The sequence below is a fragment of the Aminobacter sp. MDW-2 genome, assembly GCF_014250155.1.
Lineage (GTDB): Bacteria > Pseudomonadota > Alphaproteobacteria > Rhizobiales > Rhizobiaceae > Aminobacter > Aminobacter ciceronei.
In genome coordinates this window covers 3,243,614-3,258,886 of the sequence record NZ_CP060197.1, presented here as the reverse complement: position 1 = coordinate 3,258,886, position 15,273 = coordinate 3,243,614, and the positions used below count along the sequence as shown (strand labels likewise).

Annotated in this window: 16 protein-coding genes; 9 read left to right on the top strand and 7 right to left on the bottom strand. The window is 64.5% G+C overall.

Annotation, left to right across the window (positions count from 1 at the left end; translation table 11 throughout):
• Positions 1-175: 175 nt before the first annotated feature.
• From H5P29_RS15935 to H5P29_RS15925, 3 genes are read left to right on the top strand one after another with little or no spacing between them, the layout of a single operon-like run.
• Positions 176-1,123 carry an ABC transporter permease gene (locus tag H5P29_RS15935; RefSeq protein WP_067961060.1) on the top strand — a complete coding sequence of 316 codons (948 nt, stop codon included), beginning with the start codon at positions 176-178 and terminating at the stop codon, positions 1,121-1,123.
• Positions 1,120-1,986 (top strand): ABC transporter permease, encoded by an 867-nt coding sequence (locus tag H5P29_RS15930; protein ID WP_067961057.1) that lies wholly within the window; start codon positions 1,120-1,122, stop codon positions 1,984-1,986. The genes H5P29_RS15935 and H5P29_RS15930 overlap by 4 nt, the downstream gene beginning before the upstream one ends.
• Positions 1,983-3,608: an ABC transporter ATP-binding protein gene (locus H5P29_RS15925; protein WP_067961055.1), complete on the top strand. Its 1,626-nt coding sequence runs from the start codon at positions 1,983-1,985 to the stop codon at positions 3,606-3,608. The genes H5P29_RS15930 and H5P29_RS15925 overlap by 4 nt, the downstream gene beginning before the upstream one ends.
• Positions 3,609-3,717: 109 nt before the next feature.
• Here H5P29_RS15925 and H5P29_RS15920 read toward each other — a convergent pair whose 3' ends face one another.
• Positions 3,718-4,149 (bottom strand): TerB family tellurite resistance protein, encoded by a 432-nt coding sequence (locus tag H5P29_RS15920; protein ID WP_067961052.1) that lies wholly within the window; start codon positions 4,147-4,149, stop codon positions 3,718-3,720.
• Positions 4,150-4,311: 162 nt separating this feature from the next.
• Between H5P29_RS15920 and H5P29_RS15915 the strand changes: the two genes are divergently transcribed.
• The 3 genes from H5P29_RS15915 (at position 4,312) to H5P29_RS15905 (ending at position 6,481) form a co-directional block, all read left to right on the top strand.
• The gene (locus H5P29_RS15915) at positions 4,312-5,097 is read left to right on the top strand and encodes a TSUP family transporter (RefSeq protein WP_067961049.1); all 786 of its coding nucleotides are present in this window, start codon (positions 4,312-4,314) and stop codon (positions 5,095-5,097) included.
• A 61-nt stretch (positions 5,098-5,158) separates the two neighbouring features.
• Positions 5,159-5,983: an AraC family transcriptional regulator gene (locus H5P29_RS15910; RefSeq protein WP_067961041.1), complete on the top strand. Its 825-nt coding sequence runs from the start codon at positions 5,159-5,161 to the stop codon at positions 5,981-5,983.
• Between the two features lie 78 nt (positions 5,984-6,061).
• Positions 6,062-6,481: a VOC family protein gene (locus tag H5P29_RS15905; protein WP_067966378.1), complete on the top strand. Its 420-nt coding sequence runs from the start codon at positions 6,062-6,064 to the stop codon at positions 6,479-6,481.
• A 6-nt stretch (positions 6,482-6,487) separates the two neighbouring features.
• On the opposite strand, the gene H5P29_RS15900 is transcribed toward H5P29_RS15905, so the two are convergent.
• Complete coding sequence (locus H5P29_RS15900) at positions 6,488-7,957, bottom strand: cobyric acid synthase (RefSeq protein WP_067961039.1); 1,470 nt, start codon at positions 7,955-7,957, stop codon at positions 6,488-6,490.
• Between the two features lie 3 nt (positions 7,958-7,960).
• Positions 7,961-8,578, bottom strand: a complete 618-nt coding sequence (locus H5P29_RS15895; RefSeq protein WP_067961030.1) for a dimethylsulfonioproprionate lyase family protein — start codon at positions 8,576-8,578, stop codon at positions 7,961-7,963.
• Positions 8,579-8,695: 117 nt separating this feature from the next.
• Here H5P29_RS15895 and H5P29_RS15890 point away from each other — a divergent pair, with 117 nt between their 5' ends.
• Complete coding sequence (locus tag H5P29_RS15890; RefSeq protein WP_067961029.1) at positions 8,696-9,871, top strand: isobutyryl-CoA dehydrogenase; 1,176 nt, start codon at positions 8,696-8,698, stop codon at positions 9,869-9,871.
• Positions 9,872-9,974: 103 nt separating this feature from the next.
• A complete protein-coding gene (gene mmsB, locus H5P29_RS15885) occupies positions 9,975-10,859 on the top strand; it encodes a 3-hydroxyisobutyrate dehydrogenase (protein WP_154383929.1) in 885 nt (294 codons plus the stop codon).
• A 235-nt stretch (positions 10,860-11,094) separates the two neighbouring features.
• On the opposite strand, the gene H5P29_RS15880 is transcribed toward mmsB, so the two are convergent.
• The 3 genes from H5P29_RS15880 to H5P29_RS15870 form a co-directional block, all read right to left on the bottom strand.
• The gene (locus H5P29_RS15880) at positions 11,095-11,466 is read right to left on the bottom strand and encodes a hypothetical protein (protein WP_067961021.1); all 372 of its coding nucleotides are present in this window, start codon (positions 11,464-11,466) and stop codon (positions 11,095-11,097) included.
• A 96-nt stretch (positions 11,467-11,562) separates the two neighbouring features.
• Positions 11,563-11,973, bottom strand: coding sequence for a carboxymuconolactone decarboxylase family protein (locus tag H5P29_RS15875; RefSeq protein WP_067961019.1), 411 nt, complete (start codon positions 11,971-11,973; stop codon positions 11,563-11,565).
• Between the two features lie 52 nt (positions 11,974-12,025).
• Complete coding sequence (locus tag H5P29_RS15870) at positions 12,026-13,405, bottom strand: aspartate aminotransferase family protein (RefSeq protein WP_067961017.1); 1,380 nt, start codon at positions 13,403-13,405, stop codon at positions 12,026-12,028.
• A 331-nt stretch (positions 13,406-13,736) separates the two neighbouring features.
• On the opposite strand from H5P29_RS15870, the gene H5P29_RS15865 reads away from it, so the two are divergent.
• Positions 13,737-14,114: a hypothetical protein gene (locus tag H5P29_RS15865; RefSeq protein ID WP_067961015.1), complete on the top strand. Its 378-nt coding sequence runs from the start codon at positions 13,737-13,739 to the stop codon at positions 14,112-14,114.
• 58 nt (positions 14,115-14,172) lie between these two features.
• Here the strand turns inward: H5P29_RS15865 and H5P29_RS15860 are convergent, their stop codons facing one another.
• Positions 14,173-15,273 (bottom strand): MFS transporter, encoded by a 1,101-nt coding sequence (locus tag H5P29_RS15860; RefSeq protein ID WP_246340561.1) that lies wholly within the window; start codon positions 15,271-15,273, stop codon positions 14,173-14,175.

Sequence of the window (15,273 nt, the reverse complement as noted above, 5' to 3'; positions counted from 1 at the left end):
GGTGCGCCACCACCCGCTTGGCGGAAGCACGGCATGTTGCCTGCCGATATGAAGGCACTCGCGACGAACTTCGTCGCCGTTATTTCTGGGAGCATCGCAAGAGTTCTGTGAACTGCGCTTCTCTGCAACCTTTGCGAGCTTTCGAAGCGGCATTTTCTCGGGCAGTTTGCGCTTGATGACGATCTATCTGCTCAAACGCCTGTTGATCGGAATTGCGACCCTCATCGTCGCCTCGCTCGTCGTGTTCCTGATGCTCGAGGTCGTCCCCGGAGATCCGGCCCGGCTGATGCTGGGCATGAACACCAGTGACGCGCAGGTCGACCTGCTGCGTGAGCAGATGGGGCTGAACCAGCCGCTGATCCTGCGCTATCTCGACTGGATCCGCGGCCTGCTCCGGCTGGATTTCGGCAAATCCTACACCTATTCGGTGCCGGTGATCGACCTGATCAGGGAGCGGCTTGTCGTCTCCTTCCCGCTTGCGGTGATCTCCCTGACGCTTTCGACACTCATTGCCATCCCCGTCGGCCTGTTCGCCGCCGCGCGCCGTGGCAAGGCTGGCGACACCGCTGCCATGGCCGTGGCACAGGTCGGCGTCGCCATGCCCAATTTCTGGTTCGCGCTGCTGCTTGTCTATGTTTTCGCCGTCTGGTTGCGGCTGGTGCCCGCCGGCGGCTTTCCCGGCTGGGGCAACGGCATCTGGCCGGCGCTCAAGGCGCTGATCCTGCCGGCGCTCGCCCTCGCCTTGCCGCAGGCGGCGATCCTGGCCCGCGTCACCCGCGCCGCCTTGATCGAGGTGCTCAACGAGGACTACATCCGCACGGCACGCGCCAAGGGCATGCCGATGCGCGCAGTGCTGTGGCGGCACGCGCTGCGCAACGCCATGATCCCGGTGCTGACCATCATGGGCCTGCAATTCGCCTTCCTGCTCGCCGGCACCATCATCATCGAAAATGTCTTCTATCTGCCGGGCCTGGGACGCCTTGTCTTCCAGGCGATCATCCAGCGCGACCTGATCGTCGTCGAAAGCGTGGTGATGCTGCTGGTCGCCGCCGTGGTGCTGGTCAACCTGATCGTCGATCTGTCCTATGCGCTGGTCGACCCGCGCCTGAGGGCACGGCAATGAACGAAGCGACACCTCACAGCGAAGGTTTCGGCGAATTCGTCGGCCGTGCGTTCGGCAACCGCTCTTTCGTCATCGGCCTCGTCATCGCCCTGGTCGTCGCTGCCATGGCGGCCATCTCGTTCTTCTGGACCCCCTTCGACGTCACCAGGCTCGTCGTCGCCGACCGCATGCAGCCGCCCTCCGCAGAGCACTGGTTCGGCACCGACCATTTCGGCCGCGACGTGCTGTCGATGATCATGATCGGGGCGCGCAACTCGATCGCCGTGGCGCTTGTCGCGGTCGTCATCGGCATGGGCATCGGCGTGCCGCTCGGCTGCTGGGCGGCAGCGCGTGGTGGCTGGGTCGACGAGGCGCTGATGCGCTTCAACGATCTCGTCTTCGCCTTTCCCGCATTGCTGTCGGCGATCATGATCACCGCTGTCTTCGGACCGAGCGCGATCAACGCCATCATCGCCATCGGCATCTTCAACATCCCGGTCTTCGCCCGCGTCGCGCGTGCCGGCGCGTTGTCGATCTGGCCGCGCGAATACATCCTTGCCGCCCGTGCCGCCGGCAAGAACAAGAGCCGCATCACCGTCGAGCATATCCTGCCCAACATCGCCAACCTGCTCCTGGTGCAAGGCACCATCCAGTTCGCGCTTGGTATCCTGGCCGAGGCCGCCCTGTCTTATGTCGGGCTCGGCACGCAGCCGCCGATGCCGAGCTGGGGACGCATGCTGTTCGACGCGCAGACGCTGATGATGGTGTCGCCATGGCTGGCGTTGTTCCCCGGCTGCGCGATCCTGATCACCGTGCTTGGGCTCAACCTGCTCGGCGACGGCATCTCAGATATCTTCGATCCGCGGTCGAGGCGTCGCCCATGAGCCTGCTCGAGATCGAAAAGCTGTCGCTCAGGATCGGCCGGACGCAGGTGCTGAAGGAGATCGACCTCGCCATCGAACCCGGCGAGGTGATGGGGCTCGTCGGAGAATCCGGGTCGGGAAAATCCATGACGGCACTTGCCGTCATGCGCCTCACGCCTGCGGCATCGCAGATGAAGGGGCGTGTCACCTTTGACGGCATCGACATTCTCTCTGCCACCGAGGCCCAGATGTGCGCGCTGCGCGGCGACGACATCGGCATGGTGTTCCAGGAGCCGATGACAGCGCTCAATCCGGTCAAGACGATCGGCGAGCAGGTCGCCGAAGGCATCAGGTGGCACACAAGGGCGAGCCGGGCCGAGGCCGAGGCGCAAGCGCGGAAAATCCTCGACCGGGTCGGCCTGCCGGAGCAGAAATTCCCGCTGTCGCGCTATCCGCACGAATTGTCCGGCGGCCAGCGGCAGCGCGTCGCCATCGCCATCGCCTGCGCGTTGAAGCCCAAACTGCTGATCGCCGACGAGCCGACGACCGCACTCGACGTCGTGCTGCAGGCGCAGATCCTCGACCTGCTCAAGGAACTGGTCCGCGAAAACCGGATGAGCCTGCTGTTCATCTCGCACGACCTCGCCGTCGTCACCGAAATGGCCGACCGGATCACCATCCTGCGCCAGGGCATGGTGACGGAGTGTGGCGACACCGCACGAACGCTGTCGGAGGCAACCCATCCCTACACCCGCCAGCTGGCTCTGGCCTCGATGCACGTGCCGGCCCGCGTCAGGCCTCATATCGACGAAACCGCACCCGACACCCTGCTCGACGTCGCCAATCTGACCAGGGACTATCCCGGCCGGCGACGGTCGCTGTTTTCGAAGCCGGAACCCGTCCGTGCCGTCGACAACGTCTCGCTCAAGATGAAGCCGGGTGCTTCGGTAGCGCTTGTCGGCCGCTCCGGTTGCGGCAAGTCGACCCTTGCGCGGATGATCCTTGCGCTCGACACCCCCACCGATGGAACCATCAAGTTTCGCGGCATGGACATTACCCGCGCCGACGAGACCGCCATGCGCCGCGCCCGCCGCAACATGCAGGTGGTGTTCCAGGACCCTTACGGCTCGTTCGACCCGCGTCACACCGTCGAGCGGCTTGTTGGCGAACCGCTGCATCTTCTCGAGCGCAAGCCAGACCGCAAGGAACGTCGCGACATGGTCGGTCGCGCCCTGCATGAAGTCGGCCTCAGCCGTTCCGACATGGAGAAATACCCGCACGAGTTTTCAGGCGGCCAGCGCCAGCGCCTGTCGATCGCCCGCGCCATCATCACCCGGCCCAAGCTGGTGGTGGCGGACGAGCCTGTGTCGGCGCTGGATGTCTCGATCCGCGCGCAAATCCTCGACCTGTTCGCCGAGCTCAACCAGAAGCTGGGCGTGGCCTATCTCTTCATCACACACGACCTGACCGTCGCCCGCGCCATAACAGACGACGTTCTGATCATGCATGAAGGGCGGATCGTCGAGCGCGGCAAGACATCTGAAGTGCTGGACCATCCGCAGACGGAGGCCGCGCAGGCACTTGTCTCGGCAGCACCCGACCTGCACCGGGCAATCGCCCGGAGGCTGCAGGAACAGGGGTGAGCAGCCGGTTCGCTTAGCGAATTCATCGTGCCAGTGTACGATGAAAGGCTAGCGAACGCCGGGACGATGCGAAGCAGCGGGGACCCGGCGATCAAGCCTGGAAAAAAGCCTAAGTCGCCGGCTTCACCACATCGACGGGGCTGATGCCCAGCAAATCGAGCGTGCGGCGCAGGAGCTTGACCTCGTTTTCCGCCAGATGGGCGTCGGCCTTGGCGATCTCGGCCATGTGGCGGGCCAGTTGCCGGCGTCGTTCGACGTCGAGATCACGGAACATGGCGATGGCCTGCGAACCGTTGGTCTCGTAGCCGAACTCGTTGAGATATTCGATGACGCCATCGATGCTGCTCTCGGCGATGCCGAAGGCTTCGGTGCAGATCCGACGAAAGGCGATCATCTCGGCTTCACTGGCGACACCGTCGGCGAGGATCATCCGGAACAGCAGCAGCAGCTCGGCCGAAAGCACGGGGTCGTCGGCGACCTTGCGGACGCCGGGGTCGCCCTCGAACATGTTCAGAATTTGGGTCAGCAATCCTGTTACCATGCGAATCCCTTCCGTCGAGGCAACTGCAATTCCGATATAGAGCAATGCACGGCGAAAAACACTTGGCCCAATGGCTGGGCCAGCATTGCCGCCGACGCGCTATTGCGCAAGCGGCTGCGCTGTGGTCGAAGGCCTCATACTCCTGGACAGATCTCCGCACCGATGTTCGACATAGCCACAGAAACCTTGCTGATCCTGATCGTGGCTGCCTTCATCGCCGGCTTCATCGATTCCATAGCAGGCGGCGGCGGCCTGATCGCCATTCCGGCACTGCTGCTCGCCGGCCTACCGCCGCTCGAGGCGCTCGGCACCAACAAGCTGCAATCGCTGTTCGGCTCGGGCTCCGCCACCATCAGCTACGCCGCCAAAGGCCATGTCGACCTGCGCAAGCAATTGCCGTTCGCAGCCATTTCATTCGTCGGCGCGATGCTCGGAGCCATGCTGGCGACGGTCCTGCCCGGCGACATCCTGCGCATCTTTCTGCCGTTCCTGCTGATCACGATTGCGCTGTACTTCGCGTTCAAGCCCAACATGGATGACGTCGATCGCGTCGAACGCCTGCCGCCCCTGCTGTTCGGACTGACAGTGGTGCCGCTGATCGGCTTTTATGACGGCGTGTTCGGCCCCGGCGCCGGCTCGTTCTTCATGCTCGCCTTCGTCACCCTGGCCGGCTACGGCGTGCTCAAGGCCACCGCCCATACCAAGCTGCTCAACTTCGCCTCCAATGTCGGCAGCTTCATTGCCTTCGCGCTTGTCGGCGTGGTTGCCTGGAAGATCGGGGTGCTGATGGGCATTGCCCAGTTCCTCGGCGCCCGGCTTGGCGCCCACATGGCAATGCGCAACGGCGCAAAGCTGATCAAGCCGCTGCTGGTCTGCACCTGCGTCGCACTGGCCATCCGCCTGCTCATCGACCCCACCAACCCGCTGCGCGTGATGATCGGCCTGTGACGGCGTTTTGACCATCTGCCCCCTGGCTGATATCGTCCGTTTGCCCCGGCGGAGCCATGACATGGCAAGCGGCCAACGCGACGAGACACCTGATGAGCCTGCCCCGGCGCAGTTCGAGTTCGTGCGGCGCACGCCTTCGCCACAGCTCGCCGGCATCGTCACCAAACTCATCGGTTTTCGCGAACTTGTCCCTGTCTATGTCAGGCAGACCGAGGTCGCTTCGCTGCATGTTCCGCTGATCATCAGTTTCGGTGAAGCCTTCGCCATCGGCCTGAGCCGGGCACCCCGAGACAATGACCGCTTCGCAAGCTTTGCCGCTGGCATCCACGCCGGACCGGTGATCATCGATTCCTTTGGCCGGGCCTGCTGCATCCAGGTCAATTTCACGCCGCTTGGCGCAAGGCGCTTCTTCAGCCTGCCGATGAGCAAGCTTGCCGACCGCATGGTGCCTTTCGACGAGGTGCTCGGCAGCGCCGGCCACCGGCTTCGAGAACGGCTTGGCGATGAAACCGACTGGCATCGGCGGCTCGACATGACCGAGGCTTTCATCATCGAACGGCTGACGAGGATGCCGGCTATCTCCGATGAAATCGGCTGGGCCCTGGCAACGATCGTCGCCAGCGGCGGCCGGGCCCGTGTCGCATCCATCGCCGACGAGATCGGCTGGAGCCGCAAGCACCTGGCCGCCCGCTTCGCCGACCAGGTCGGCGTCGGGCCGAAATCCATCGCGCGCATCGCAAGGTTCAATCGCGCCGCAAACCTGTCAAAACGGGCGGATCGCACAAGCTGGGCCGATCTTGCCGTTGAGTGCGGATATGCCGATCAGGCCCACATGGTGCGCGAGTTCCGCGCGCTTGCCGGCGCCACACCGACCGGGCTCGACTGAGCCGGTTACATTTGTTCAATACCGCCATCAGGCACGCGGCCACACTGGGTGATCGTTCAACGCCACAGGAGGCGCCAGATGCCTACCCCGGAAGCTCCCCGCATATTCCCGACGCTGCGCTACGCCAATGCTGCCGCCATGATTGACTGGCTCGCAACAGCCTTCGGCTTTCTCGTCCATGCCAAATACATGGACGGCGCCGACGTCGGTCACGCCGAACTCGCGCTCGGATCGTCGATGATCATGATCGGGTCGTCTCGCGCCGACGCCTTCGGCGCCATCGTTGGCGAACCCGGCCACAATGGCGGCAAGGCCATCTATCTGGCGGTCGAAGATGTCGACGTCGTCCATGCCAGGGCCAAGGCGGCAGGCGCCGACATCGTCCAGCAACTCACCGATCGCGCTTACGGCAGCCGCGAGTTCATCTGCCGCGACCCCGAGGGCAATGTCTGGAGTGTCGGCACCTACTGGCCGAAAGCAGGCGAACCGGCCGCCTGATGGACTTCAACGCGCGGCAGCAAAAATCGCGTCGCAGTCGAGGTGGCGTTCGAGCTGTTCGGCAATCTCGTCGAGGGCGCGCTCGACTTCGGCGCGGTAGTCGATGCCGCCGCCCCTGATGCCAAGACTTTCGAGGAACCGCCCGCGGAAACCGTCGGCGCCGAACAGGCCGTGCATATAGGTGCCGAACACCTTGCCGTCGGCCGAGGTCGCACCATCGTCGACGCCATTGATGACGGCTGTCGGCCTGACGCAATCGGCGCCCGTGGTCTTGCCCAGGTGTATTTCGTAGCCGGACAGTGGCTCGCCATAGCGCACCGAGCGCGCCTCGACATTGCGCACGGTCTTTTCCGGCGCCATCACCGTCTCGACGTCGAGCAGGCCGAGACCTTCGGCGCGCGTAACGCTGCCTTCGATGCCCAGCGGGTCGTGCACGATACGGCCGAGCATCTGGTAGCCGCCGCAGATGCCGACGACATGACCGCCTCGCCGGCGATGTGCCTCGAGATCGCGGTCCCAGCCATTGTCGCGGAACAGCAGCAGGTCGCCGATCGTCGATTTCGACCCCGGAATGACCACCAGCCCGGCATCCTCGGGCAGCCGCTGCCCCGGCGGCACGAACACCACTTCGACCTGCGGTTCGGCACGCAACGGGTCGAGATCGTCGAAATTGGCTATGCGGCCGAGCATCGGCACGGCAACCTTGAGCGCCCGCTCTTCCCCGCCGGCCAGCCTTTCGAGGATCACCGAATCCTCCGAAGGCAGCAGCGCCGCCGCCTTGAGCCACGGCACGACGCCGAAGCAGGGCCAGCCGGTGAAATGCCCGATTGCCTTGATGCCGTCGTCGAACAGGCTGGCATCGCCGCGGAACTTGTTGATCAGATAGCCGACGATCATGCGCCGATCGTCTTCCGGCAGGATCAGATGCGTGCCGGCAACCGAGGCGATGACCCCGCCGCGATCGATATCGCCGACGAGGATGACGGGCACACCAGCGCGGGTGGCGAAGCCCATATTGGCGATGTCGCGCGGACGAAGATTGATCTCGGCGGGCGAGCCGGCGCCCTCGACGACGATCAGCTCGGCGCCCTCGCCCAGTGTCTGCCAGGAATCGAGCACCGCGCCCATCAGCTTGGGCTTCAGTTCCTGATAATCGCGCGCCTTGGCGTAACCGAAGACCTTGCCCTGCACCACGACCTGGCTGCCGATGTCGCTCTGCGGCTTGAGCAGCACCGGGTTCATGTGGATCGACGGCTTGACCCCGCAGGCTATCGCCTGAAGCCACTGCGCGCGGCCTATCTCGCCGCCGCCTGCCGCGCCGGAAATGTCGGCGACCGCGGCATTGTTCGACATGTTCTGCGGCTTGAATGGCCGCACCTGCATGCCGCGATTGCGCGCCGCCCGGCAAAGGCCGGCCACCAGCACTGTTTTGCCGACATCCGAGCCGGTGCCCTGGAGCATGATCGCCTTGGCCATGGTTCAGGCCCTTACGCCAGCGGCTGTTCCTGAAACCGTCGACCTGGCCGCCAGCGGCCCGCCGCGCCAGAGATAGAGCGCGAGCAGCGGCTCGCCGCCGGTGCGCATGGCGTGGTTCACATTGGCGGCGTGGTGGATCACTTCGCCTGCATCGCGCGGGCCGAACGGCGCATCGCCCATTCGCCACGCCGTGCCGCCGGTCAGCGGGATGTAGATCTCTTCGGCAAGGTGGTGGTGGTCGGGATATTCGACATCAGGGCCAAGCACGAGGAAGCCGCCCGCCACCGTGTCGTTGGCATAGTGGCCGCGCGTGCCAAACATCTCCGCCCAGCCGTAATTGTAGAGGAAGCGCTGCCCGAAATCCGCTGCCGTGTAGGTCTGCCCCCAGTGCAGTTCGCCGCGATGCCGCGCCACAAGCTCAGCCAAGGGACGGCAACCGGCAGGCGCCAATTCGACGGCGCGGTCGAGAAGGCGTGCGCACGCGACAGCATGCGGCCTCAACGGACGCGCGGGCATGTCCCAGTCGATGTCGCCGAGGAATTCGCCTACTGGCGCCACCGAATCGGTTGCCTCGAGAAAGCCTCTGAAGGCCTGCAGCAGCCCATCAAAATTTGTCGCCACGTTCGTTCTCGCCCATGCATTTGCGCACAGCCGCTCTGTTGAAGGTCGGGTTGCGCGGCCGCATCATTGGTCTAGATTGAGCCCCGCGCATAGCCAAAAAACGACAGGGAGGCCGACATGGACGCCGCAATCGACGCGACCGCCGGTCAGTTTGAGCTCAACGAAGATCAGCTGGCCATCCGCGAAATGGCGGGCAGTTTCGCCGCCGAAAAGGTGGCGCCCTTTGCCCTTGAATGGGACAAGGCCAGGCGCTTCCCCGAGGACGTCATCCGCGAAACCGGCCAGCTCGGCTTCGGCGGCCTCTACGTCAAGGAAGATGTCGGCGGCTCCGCCCTCACCCGTCTCGACGCCGTGCTGGTTTTCGAACAGCTGGCACATGCCTGCCCGGGCTTCTCGTCCTTCATCTCGATCCACAACATGGCCGCGTCGATGATCGACCGCTTCGGCAACGAGGAGCAGCGCCAGCGCCTCCTGCCCAGGCTGACATCGATGGAATGGCTCGCCAGCTATTGCCTGACCGAGCCGGGTTCCGGTTCGGACGCCGCAGCACTCAAGACCAAAGCGGTACGCAGCGGCGGCAACGGCAGCGACTTCGTCGTCAACGGCACCAAGCAGTTCATCTCGGGCGCCGGCGACAGCGACGTCTATGTCGCCATGGTCCGCACCGGTGCCGACGGCCCCAAGGGCATCTCGACGCTGGTCATCCCCAAGGATGCGCCCGGCCTGTCCTTCGGCGCCAACGAGCACAAGATGGGTTGGCATATGCAGTCGACCCGCCAGGTCATCTTCGACGATTGCAAGGTGCCGGCCGAAAACCTGCTTTCCGATGAGGGTGCCGGCTTCGGCATCGCCATGGCTGGCCTCGACGGTGGCAGGCTCAACATTGCCGCCTGCTCTGTCGGCGGCGCCCAGTCGGCGCTGGACAAGGCGCTGGCCTACACCGCCGAGCGAAAGGCCTTCGGCCAGACCATCGACCGCTTCCAGGCGCTGCAGTTCCGCCTCGCCGACATGGAAACCGAACTCCAGGCCGCCCGCCTGTTCCTCTATGCCGCCGCATCAAGGCTCGACCGCAAGGCGCACGACGCCTCGAAATGGTCGGCCATGGCCAAGCGTTTCGTCACCGACACCGGCTTCGACATTGCCAACGACGCCCTGCAGCTGCTCGGCGGCTACGGCTATCTGCACGACTACGGCATCGAGAAGCTGGTGCGTGACCTCAGGGTCCACCAGATCCTCGAAGGCACCAACGAGATCATGCGTGTCATCATCGCCAGGCATCTGATCGGAAAGTAGCGGTCGAGGACAGTAGGGGGACACTCCCATTGCCCCACTGCCTTGTCCCCCTGTTCCCTTACTCCCTACCGCCCTACTCCCTTCCCACTGGAGGAACCAACCAATGACCACCATCGCCTTCATCGGACTGGGCAACATGGGCAACCCCATGGCCGCCAATCTCGTCAAGGCCGGCCACGCGGTGCTCGGCTTCGACCTGATGCCCGAGCATCTCGAGACGGCGCGCAACAACGGCGTCACCGTCATGGCCAATGCCGCCGCCGCCGCCAAGGATGCCGATGTGGTCATCACCATGCTGCCCGCCGGCAAGCATGTGCTTACGGTCTATGAGGACATCGCGCCGAAGCTGAAGAAGGGCGCGCTGCTCATCGATTCCTCGACCATCGACGTCGATTCAGCCCGCAAGGCACATGCGATTGCTGCCAGCAATGGCCTGCTGTCGGTCGACGCGCCGGTCTCGGGCGGCACCGGCGGTGCTGCGGCCGGCACGTTGACCTTCATGGCCGGCGGCGCGCAGGCGGCGTTCGACTTGGCCGAGCCGGTGCTCAAGCCGATGGCCGGACGCATCGTCCATTGCGGCGACGCCGGCGCCGGCCAGGCAGCCAAGATCTGCAACAACATGATCCTCGGCATTTCGATGATCGGCGTTGCCGAGGCCTTCGTGCTCGCTGAAAAGCTCGGCCTGTCGCATCAGGCGCTGTTTGACGTCGCCTCGACCTCCTCGGGCCAGTGCTGGTCGCTGACGTCCTATTGCCCGGTCCCCGGCCCGGTGCCCAATTCGCCGGCCAACCGCGACTACCAGCCCGGCTTTGCCGCAGCCCTGATGCTGAAGGACCTGAAGCTGTCGCAGGAAGCGGCGCAGCAGGCCGGTGCCGTCACTCCGCTCGGCGCCGAGGCAACCCAGCTCTATGCCCTGTTCACGGCTCTCGGCAATGGCGGCACGGACTTCTCCGGCATCATAAGGTTTCTGCGTGGCGATGCGGCCTGATTAATCCAAAAAAGTTCAAAATTTAGGTTTGCTTAAGCTCTCGATAACCACGCGGTAACGATGTCCAGCTAAAACGGTTTGCAAGGGCGGGCTTCGCAGCCGCCTCTGGCTCCGGATCAGGTCTCGCGTACCGGAGCTGTAAACCTTCGCTGGTCAAGCGTCGCGAAGGGCCATGCGTAATAGTGGCAAAGCCGCGTTCCCGTCCGGGACGCGGTTTTTGCGTTGTGCCCACCCCTCATGTCCCGGATTTCGTCGCCAGCCGGCGAAAATTGGCGCGCACGCGCTTGCTGGCCGGCTTCAACGCGGCTGCAACCGACTTTTGCGCGGCAACGCCGTTCAGCACCGATGGCGTGCGGCCCGACAGCACTTCCGGCCAGAACTGCAGCGCCGACTGGAAGTAGGATATCTGCGCCGCCACCATGCCTTCGGCCATGGCGGTCGTCTTTTCGGTTACAGCCGCCAGGCTTTCGCCATGCAGTGGCCCACCCTTGCGCGCTTCGGTCGCCATCATCGGCAACCGCATCGCCATGACCATCGGCGCCAGCATCAGATTGCCGGCAATGGCGCCGGAATGGCGCGAGGCCCTTGCCAATCGTCTATTCTTCATCTCGCGCACTCCGGTTTGCCCGGCCGATTATGCGCGCGAGCTTATTGTGCAGTGCACAATATAAGCCGCGGCACTGTCATGAACAAGCCGATCGCCTCAGTCCCTTGGTTCGAACTGCACGTCCACCGGCGGCCGCAAGCCGTTGGCGAGGCGGTTTGTCTCGTTGGCCATGCCGACAACAGCGAGCAATTCCATCAGCTGGGCTTCACTCATGCCTTTGCTGCGCGCCGCCGCCGTATGGGAGTAGGTGCAATATTCGCAGCCATTGGTCGCCGATACGGCGATATAGATCAGTTCCTTGGTAAGCGGATCGAGCGCGCCGGGCGCCATCACCTCGCGCACCGACTCCCAGGTGCGCTTGAGCAGCGCCGGGTCATGCGCCAGCACCTTCCAGAAATTGTTGATCCAGTCGACCTTCCTGAAAGCCAGGATGTCGTCATAGACGGCGCGGACCGCCTCGCTTGCATCCTCATACTGGATCAAAGGCACGATCGGCTTGCCGCTCATCGTTCGCTCCCGGGGTAGGCCGGGCAGAAATCCCCTGCCCGGCAATCTGGCATCAGGCTTTCCTGAGATCGGCTTCGGCGAGGTCGAGCGCCTTCAGGATACGGTCGCCGGCCATGTCGATGGTGGCGCGAGTCCAGATCAGCGGCGGCGACAGGATCATCGAGTCGCCGGTCGCGCGCATCATCATGCCGTTGGCAATCGCATGGTCGCGCACCACGACCGCGGCACTGCCGCCCGGTGAGAACCGCTCCTTGGTCGCCTTGTCCCTGACGATCTCGATGGCGCCCATCAGGCCCACCGAACGGACTTCGCCGACGAGGCCGTGGCGAGCGATGCGCTCCTTGAGCATCTGGGCGAAATACGGGCCGGTGTCGGTCTTCACCCGCTCGACCAGCCCTTCACGCTCGATGATCTCGATATTCTTGAGCGCCACCGCACATGCCACCGGGTGCCCGGAATAGGTGTAGCCGTGATAGAACTCACCGCCCTTCTCGACCAGCGTCGAGGCGATACGATCGCCGACCAGCAGCGCCGACAGCGGCTGGTAGCCCGAGGTCAGCGCCTTGGCGGTGGTGATCGTGTCGGCCTCGATGCCGAAGGTCTGGGCCGCAAACCACTCGCCAGTGCGCCCGTAGCCGGTGATGACCTCGTCGAGCATCAGGAGCACGTCATATTTGCGGCAGATGCGCTGGATCTCCGGCCAGTAGCTTGCCGGCGGAATCTTGACGCCGCCCGCCCCCATGATCGGCTCGCCGATGAAGGCGGCGACATTGTCGGCGCCGGCCTCCAGGATCGCATCCTCGACCGACCTGGCGGCGCGCAGGCCGAAATCATCATCGCTCTCGCCTGGAAGCGCCAGTTCATAGGCGTAGGGCATCATCACATGGACGATGTTGGGCACGGCACCGCCAAGCTGCTGGTGCATGCCCTCCATGCCGCCGAGCGATGTGCCGGCGACGGTCGAGCCGTGATAGGCCATCTTGCGCGAGATGATGCGGTTCTTCTCGGGCTTGCCCTCGAGCGCCCAGTAGTGGCGCACCAGGCGGAGCGCCGTGTCGTTCGATTCCGAACCCGACGATCCGTAGAACACCTGGTTGATGTTCCTGGGCGCCAGTTCCGCGAGCTTCTTCGACAGCAGCACCGGCGTCGGCGTCGAGCATTTGAAGAAGGAATTGTAGTAGGGCATTTCCTTCATCTGGGCGTAGGCCGCTTCGGCCAGTTCGTCGCGGCCGTAGCCGACATTGACGCACCACAGGCCGGCCATGCCGTCGAGCAGTTCGGTGCCTTCCGAATCGTAGATGAACGGCCCTTCGGCGTGGGTGATCATGCGCGAGCCCGCCTCGCGCAGTTCCTTGTGGTCGGTGAACGGGTGGAGATGATGCGCGGCGTCGATCTGCTGAAGCTGCTTCAGCGAATAGTTCTGATAAGTCATTGGCTTGTGCCTTTCTCTTGAATCGATCCGGCAGGCGCCGGGGCGGATTCGAGTTCAGGCGGGCGGCGAGTAGCCAATGCGTGCGCAAAGCCGCAGAAGCTCGGTGTGCCGCGTCCGCGGCGACGGCTTCGATGCGGCGTCCGCTGCCGGGGTATGAGCATGAAATGCGCACATGCCGGCACTCTAACCCGGCGTTTCGCCAATCTACAAGCGCCGGCCACAAGTGCTGGAAAAATCCTCTCCTGCGCCTCATGGCGGGAATAGATCGGCGATGGCAAGCGTTGACTGCCCGTGTGGCCGGCATTTTGCGGCCAACCCAGGGAGAACCATCATGAAGACCGTACTGTCCGCATTCGCCCTCCTGCTTGCGAGTTCAGCCCTCTCCTTCGCCGCCGAACCGGCCAAGATCGCCGAAGGCGCCGGCGGCAAGATGTACACCGACGCCAACGGCATGACGCTCTACACCTATGACAAGGACAGCGCCGGCAAGTCGGCCTGCAATGGCGACTGTGCCGTCAACTGGCCGCCGCTGATGGCTGCGGCCGACGCCAAGGACGAAGGCGACTGGACCGTCGTCACCCGCGACGACGGCTCCAAGATGTGGGCCTATGAAGGCAAGCCGCTCTACACCTTCGTCCAGGACAAAAAGGCCGGCGACGTCACCGGCGAGGGCAAGGGCGGCGTCTGGCACATCGCCAAGGCCGACTGACCTTTTGCTGCGCGACGGGGCCACCTCGTCGCGCAGCCCGCCCCAGTCCGCCCCCGCCCTAATCCGTCCTGTGGCGCCGGACTGCAGCGCGATAGAAGGCGAAGGCCAGCAGGGTGACATTCAGGCTCGCCAGCACCGCCGGCAGCCCGATCGGGCCGAAAGTCTGCATCACCAGCCCCGAACTTGGCGGCCCGACAATGCCGCCCATGCCCCACATCAGCGCAAACGCCGCGTTGCCGGCGACGAGCACACTGCCGTTGAAGCGGTTGCCGAGTTCGACCAGTGCCATGGTGTAGACGCCATAGCCCACGGCCCCCATCACCACGAGCACGGGCCAGATCAGCCTCGTCTCGATCAGCAGCGGCAAAAGCACGGCGCAGATGGCCGTCACCGCGGCGCAAAACAGGATCATGGCACGGCCGCCGACCCGTTCCGCCATCAGGCCAAGCGGAATTTGCAGCAGGATGTTGCCCATCGACAGTGCCGTCAGCATCGCGGCGAGCATGGCTTCGGGCAGCCCGTGGCCGGCGCCGAAAACCGGCAGCAGCGAATAGGTGCTTTGCTGGTTGGCCGCCGACACGAGCACGGCAAACAGCAGCGCCGGCGCGAGCGCCGCAAAGCCAAGCACACCGCCCTTGGACTGGCCGTCATCCTCGAAGCCCGACAGATCCGACAAGATGCGCAGGACGGTGGCACAGGCGAGGAAGCCGACGATTGCAATGACGAAAGGCGTCCAGCCTGCGGTGCCGACGAAGGTCAGCACCAGCGGCCCGCTGGCATAACCGACCCCCATCAGCGTGTTGAACACGCCCATGACGCGCCCGCGCCGCGACGGCGGGGCCATCGACAGCGCCCACACCTCGCCGAGGATGTAGAGCGGGTTGATGACCACCCCGATCATGAAGCGCAGGACGAACCAGGCGAACCAGTCCTGGAGATAGCCGATGAGCAGGAAGCAGATGGCAGCCGCGATCGAGCAGCCGACCGCCAGGTTTCTCGCCCCGACGAGGCGCACGGCCCAAGGCACGAAGGCGGCGGAGGCGATCAGGCCCAGCGGCATCATCGCCGCCGACAGGCCGATCATCGCCGGCGGCATGCCCTGTTTCTGCATCAGCAACGAAAACAGCGGATAGCTCAGCCCTTGCGCTGCGCCAAACAT

What these genes read in the sequence shown, in the direction of transcription:
- H5P29_RS15935 (WP_067961060.1), top strand. Translation starts at nt 176, where the DNA reads ATGACGATCTATCTGCTCAAACGCCTGTTGATCGGAATTGCGACCCTC.
- H5P29_RS15910 (WP_067961041.1), top strand. Translation starts at nt 5,159, where the DNA reads ATGGCAAGCGGCCAACGCGACGAGACACCTGATGAGCCTGCCCCGGCG.
- mmsB (WP_154383929.1), top strand. Translation starts at nt 9,975, where the DNA reads ATGACCACCATCGCCTTCATCGGACTGGGCAACATGGGCAACCCCATG.
- H5P29_RS15915 (WP_067961049.1), top strand. Translation starts at nt 4,312, where the DNA reads ATGTTCGACATAGCCACAGAAACCTTGCTGATCCTGATCGTGGCTGCC.
- H5P29_RS15870 (WP_067961017.1), bottom strand. Translation starts at nt 13,405, where the DNA reads ATGACTTATCAGAACTATTCGCTGAAGCAGCTTCAGCAGATCGACGCC.
- H5P29_RS15925 (WP_067961055.1), top strand. Translation starts at nt 1,983, where the DNA reads ATGAGCCTGCTCGAGATCGAAAAGCTGTCGCTCAGGATCGGCCGGACG.
- H5P29_RS15890 (WP_067961029.1), top strand. Translation starts at nt 8,696, where the DNA reads ATGGACGCCGCAATCGACGCGACCGCCGGTCAGTTTGAGCTCAACGAA.
- H5P29_RS15905 (WP_067966378.1), top strand. Translation starts at nt 6,062, where the DNA reads ATGCCTACCCCGGAAGCTCCCCGCATATTCCCGACGCTGCGCTACGCC.
- H5P29_RS15930 (WP_067961057.1), top strand. Translation starts at nt 1,120, where the DNA reads ATGAACGAAGCGACACCTCACAGCGAAGGTTTCGGCGAATTCGTCGGC.
- H5P29_RS15880 (WP_067961021.1), bottom strand. Translation starts at nt 11,466, where the DNA reads ATGAAGAATAGACGATTGGCAAGGGCCTCGCGCCATTCCGGCGCCATT.
- H5P29_RS15865 (WP_067961015.1), top strand. Translation starts at nt 13,737, where the DNA reads ATGAAGACCGTACTGTCCGCATTCGCCCTCCTGCTTGCGAGTTCAGCC.
- H5P29_RS15860 (WP_246340561.1), bottom strand. Translation starts at nt 15,273, where the DNA reads ATGTTTGGCGCAGCGCAAGGGCTGAGCTATCCGCTGTTTTCGTTGCTG.
- H5P29_RS15875 (WP_067961019.1), bottom strand. Translation starts at nt 11,973, where the DNA reads ATGAGCGGCAAGCCGATCGTGCCTTTGATCCAGTATGAGGATGCAAGC.
- H5P29_RS15920 (WP_067961052.1), bottom strand. Translation starts at nt 4,149, where the DNA reads ATGGTAACAGGATTGCTGACCCAAATTCTGAACATGTTCGAGGGCGAC.
- H5P29_RS15900 (WP_067961039.1), bottom strand. Translation starts at nt 7,957, where the DNA reads ATGGCCAAGGCGATCATGCTCCAGGGCACCGGCTCGGATGTCGGCAAA.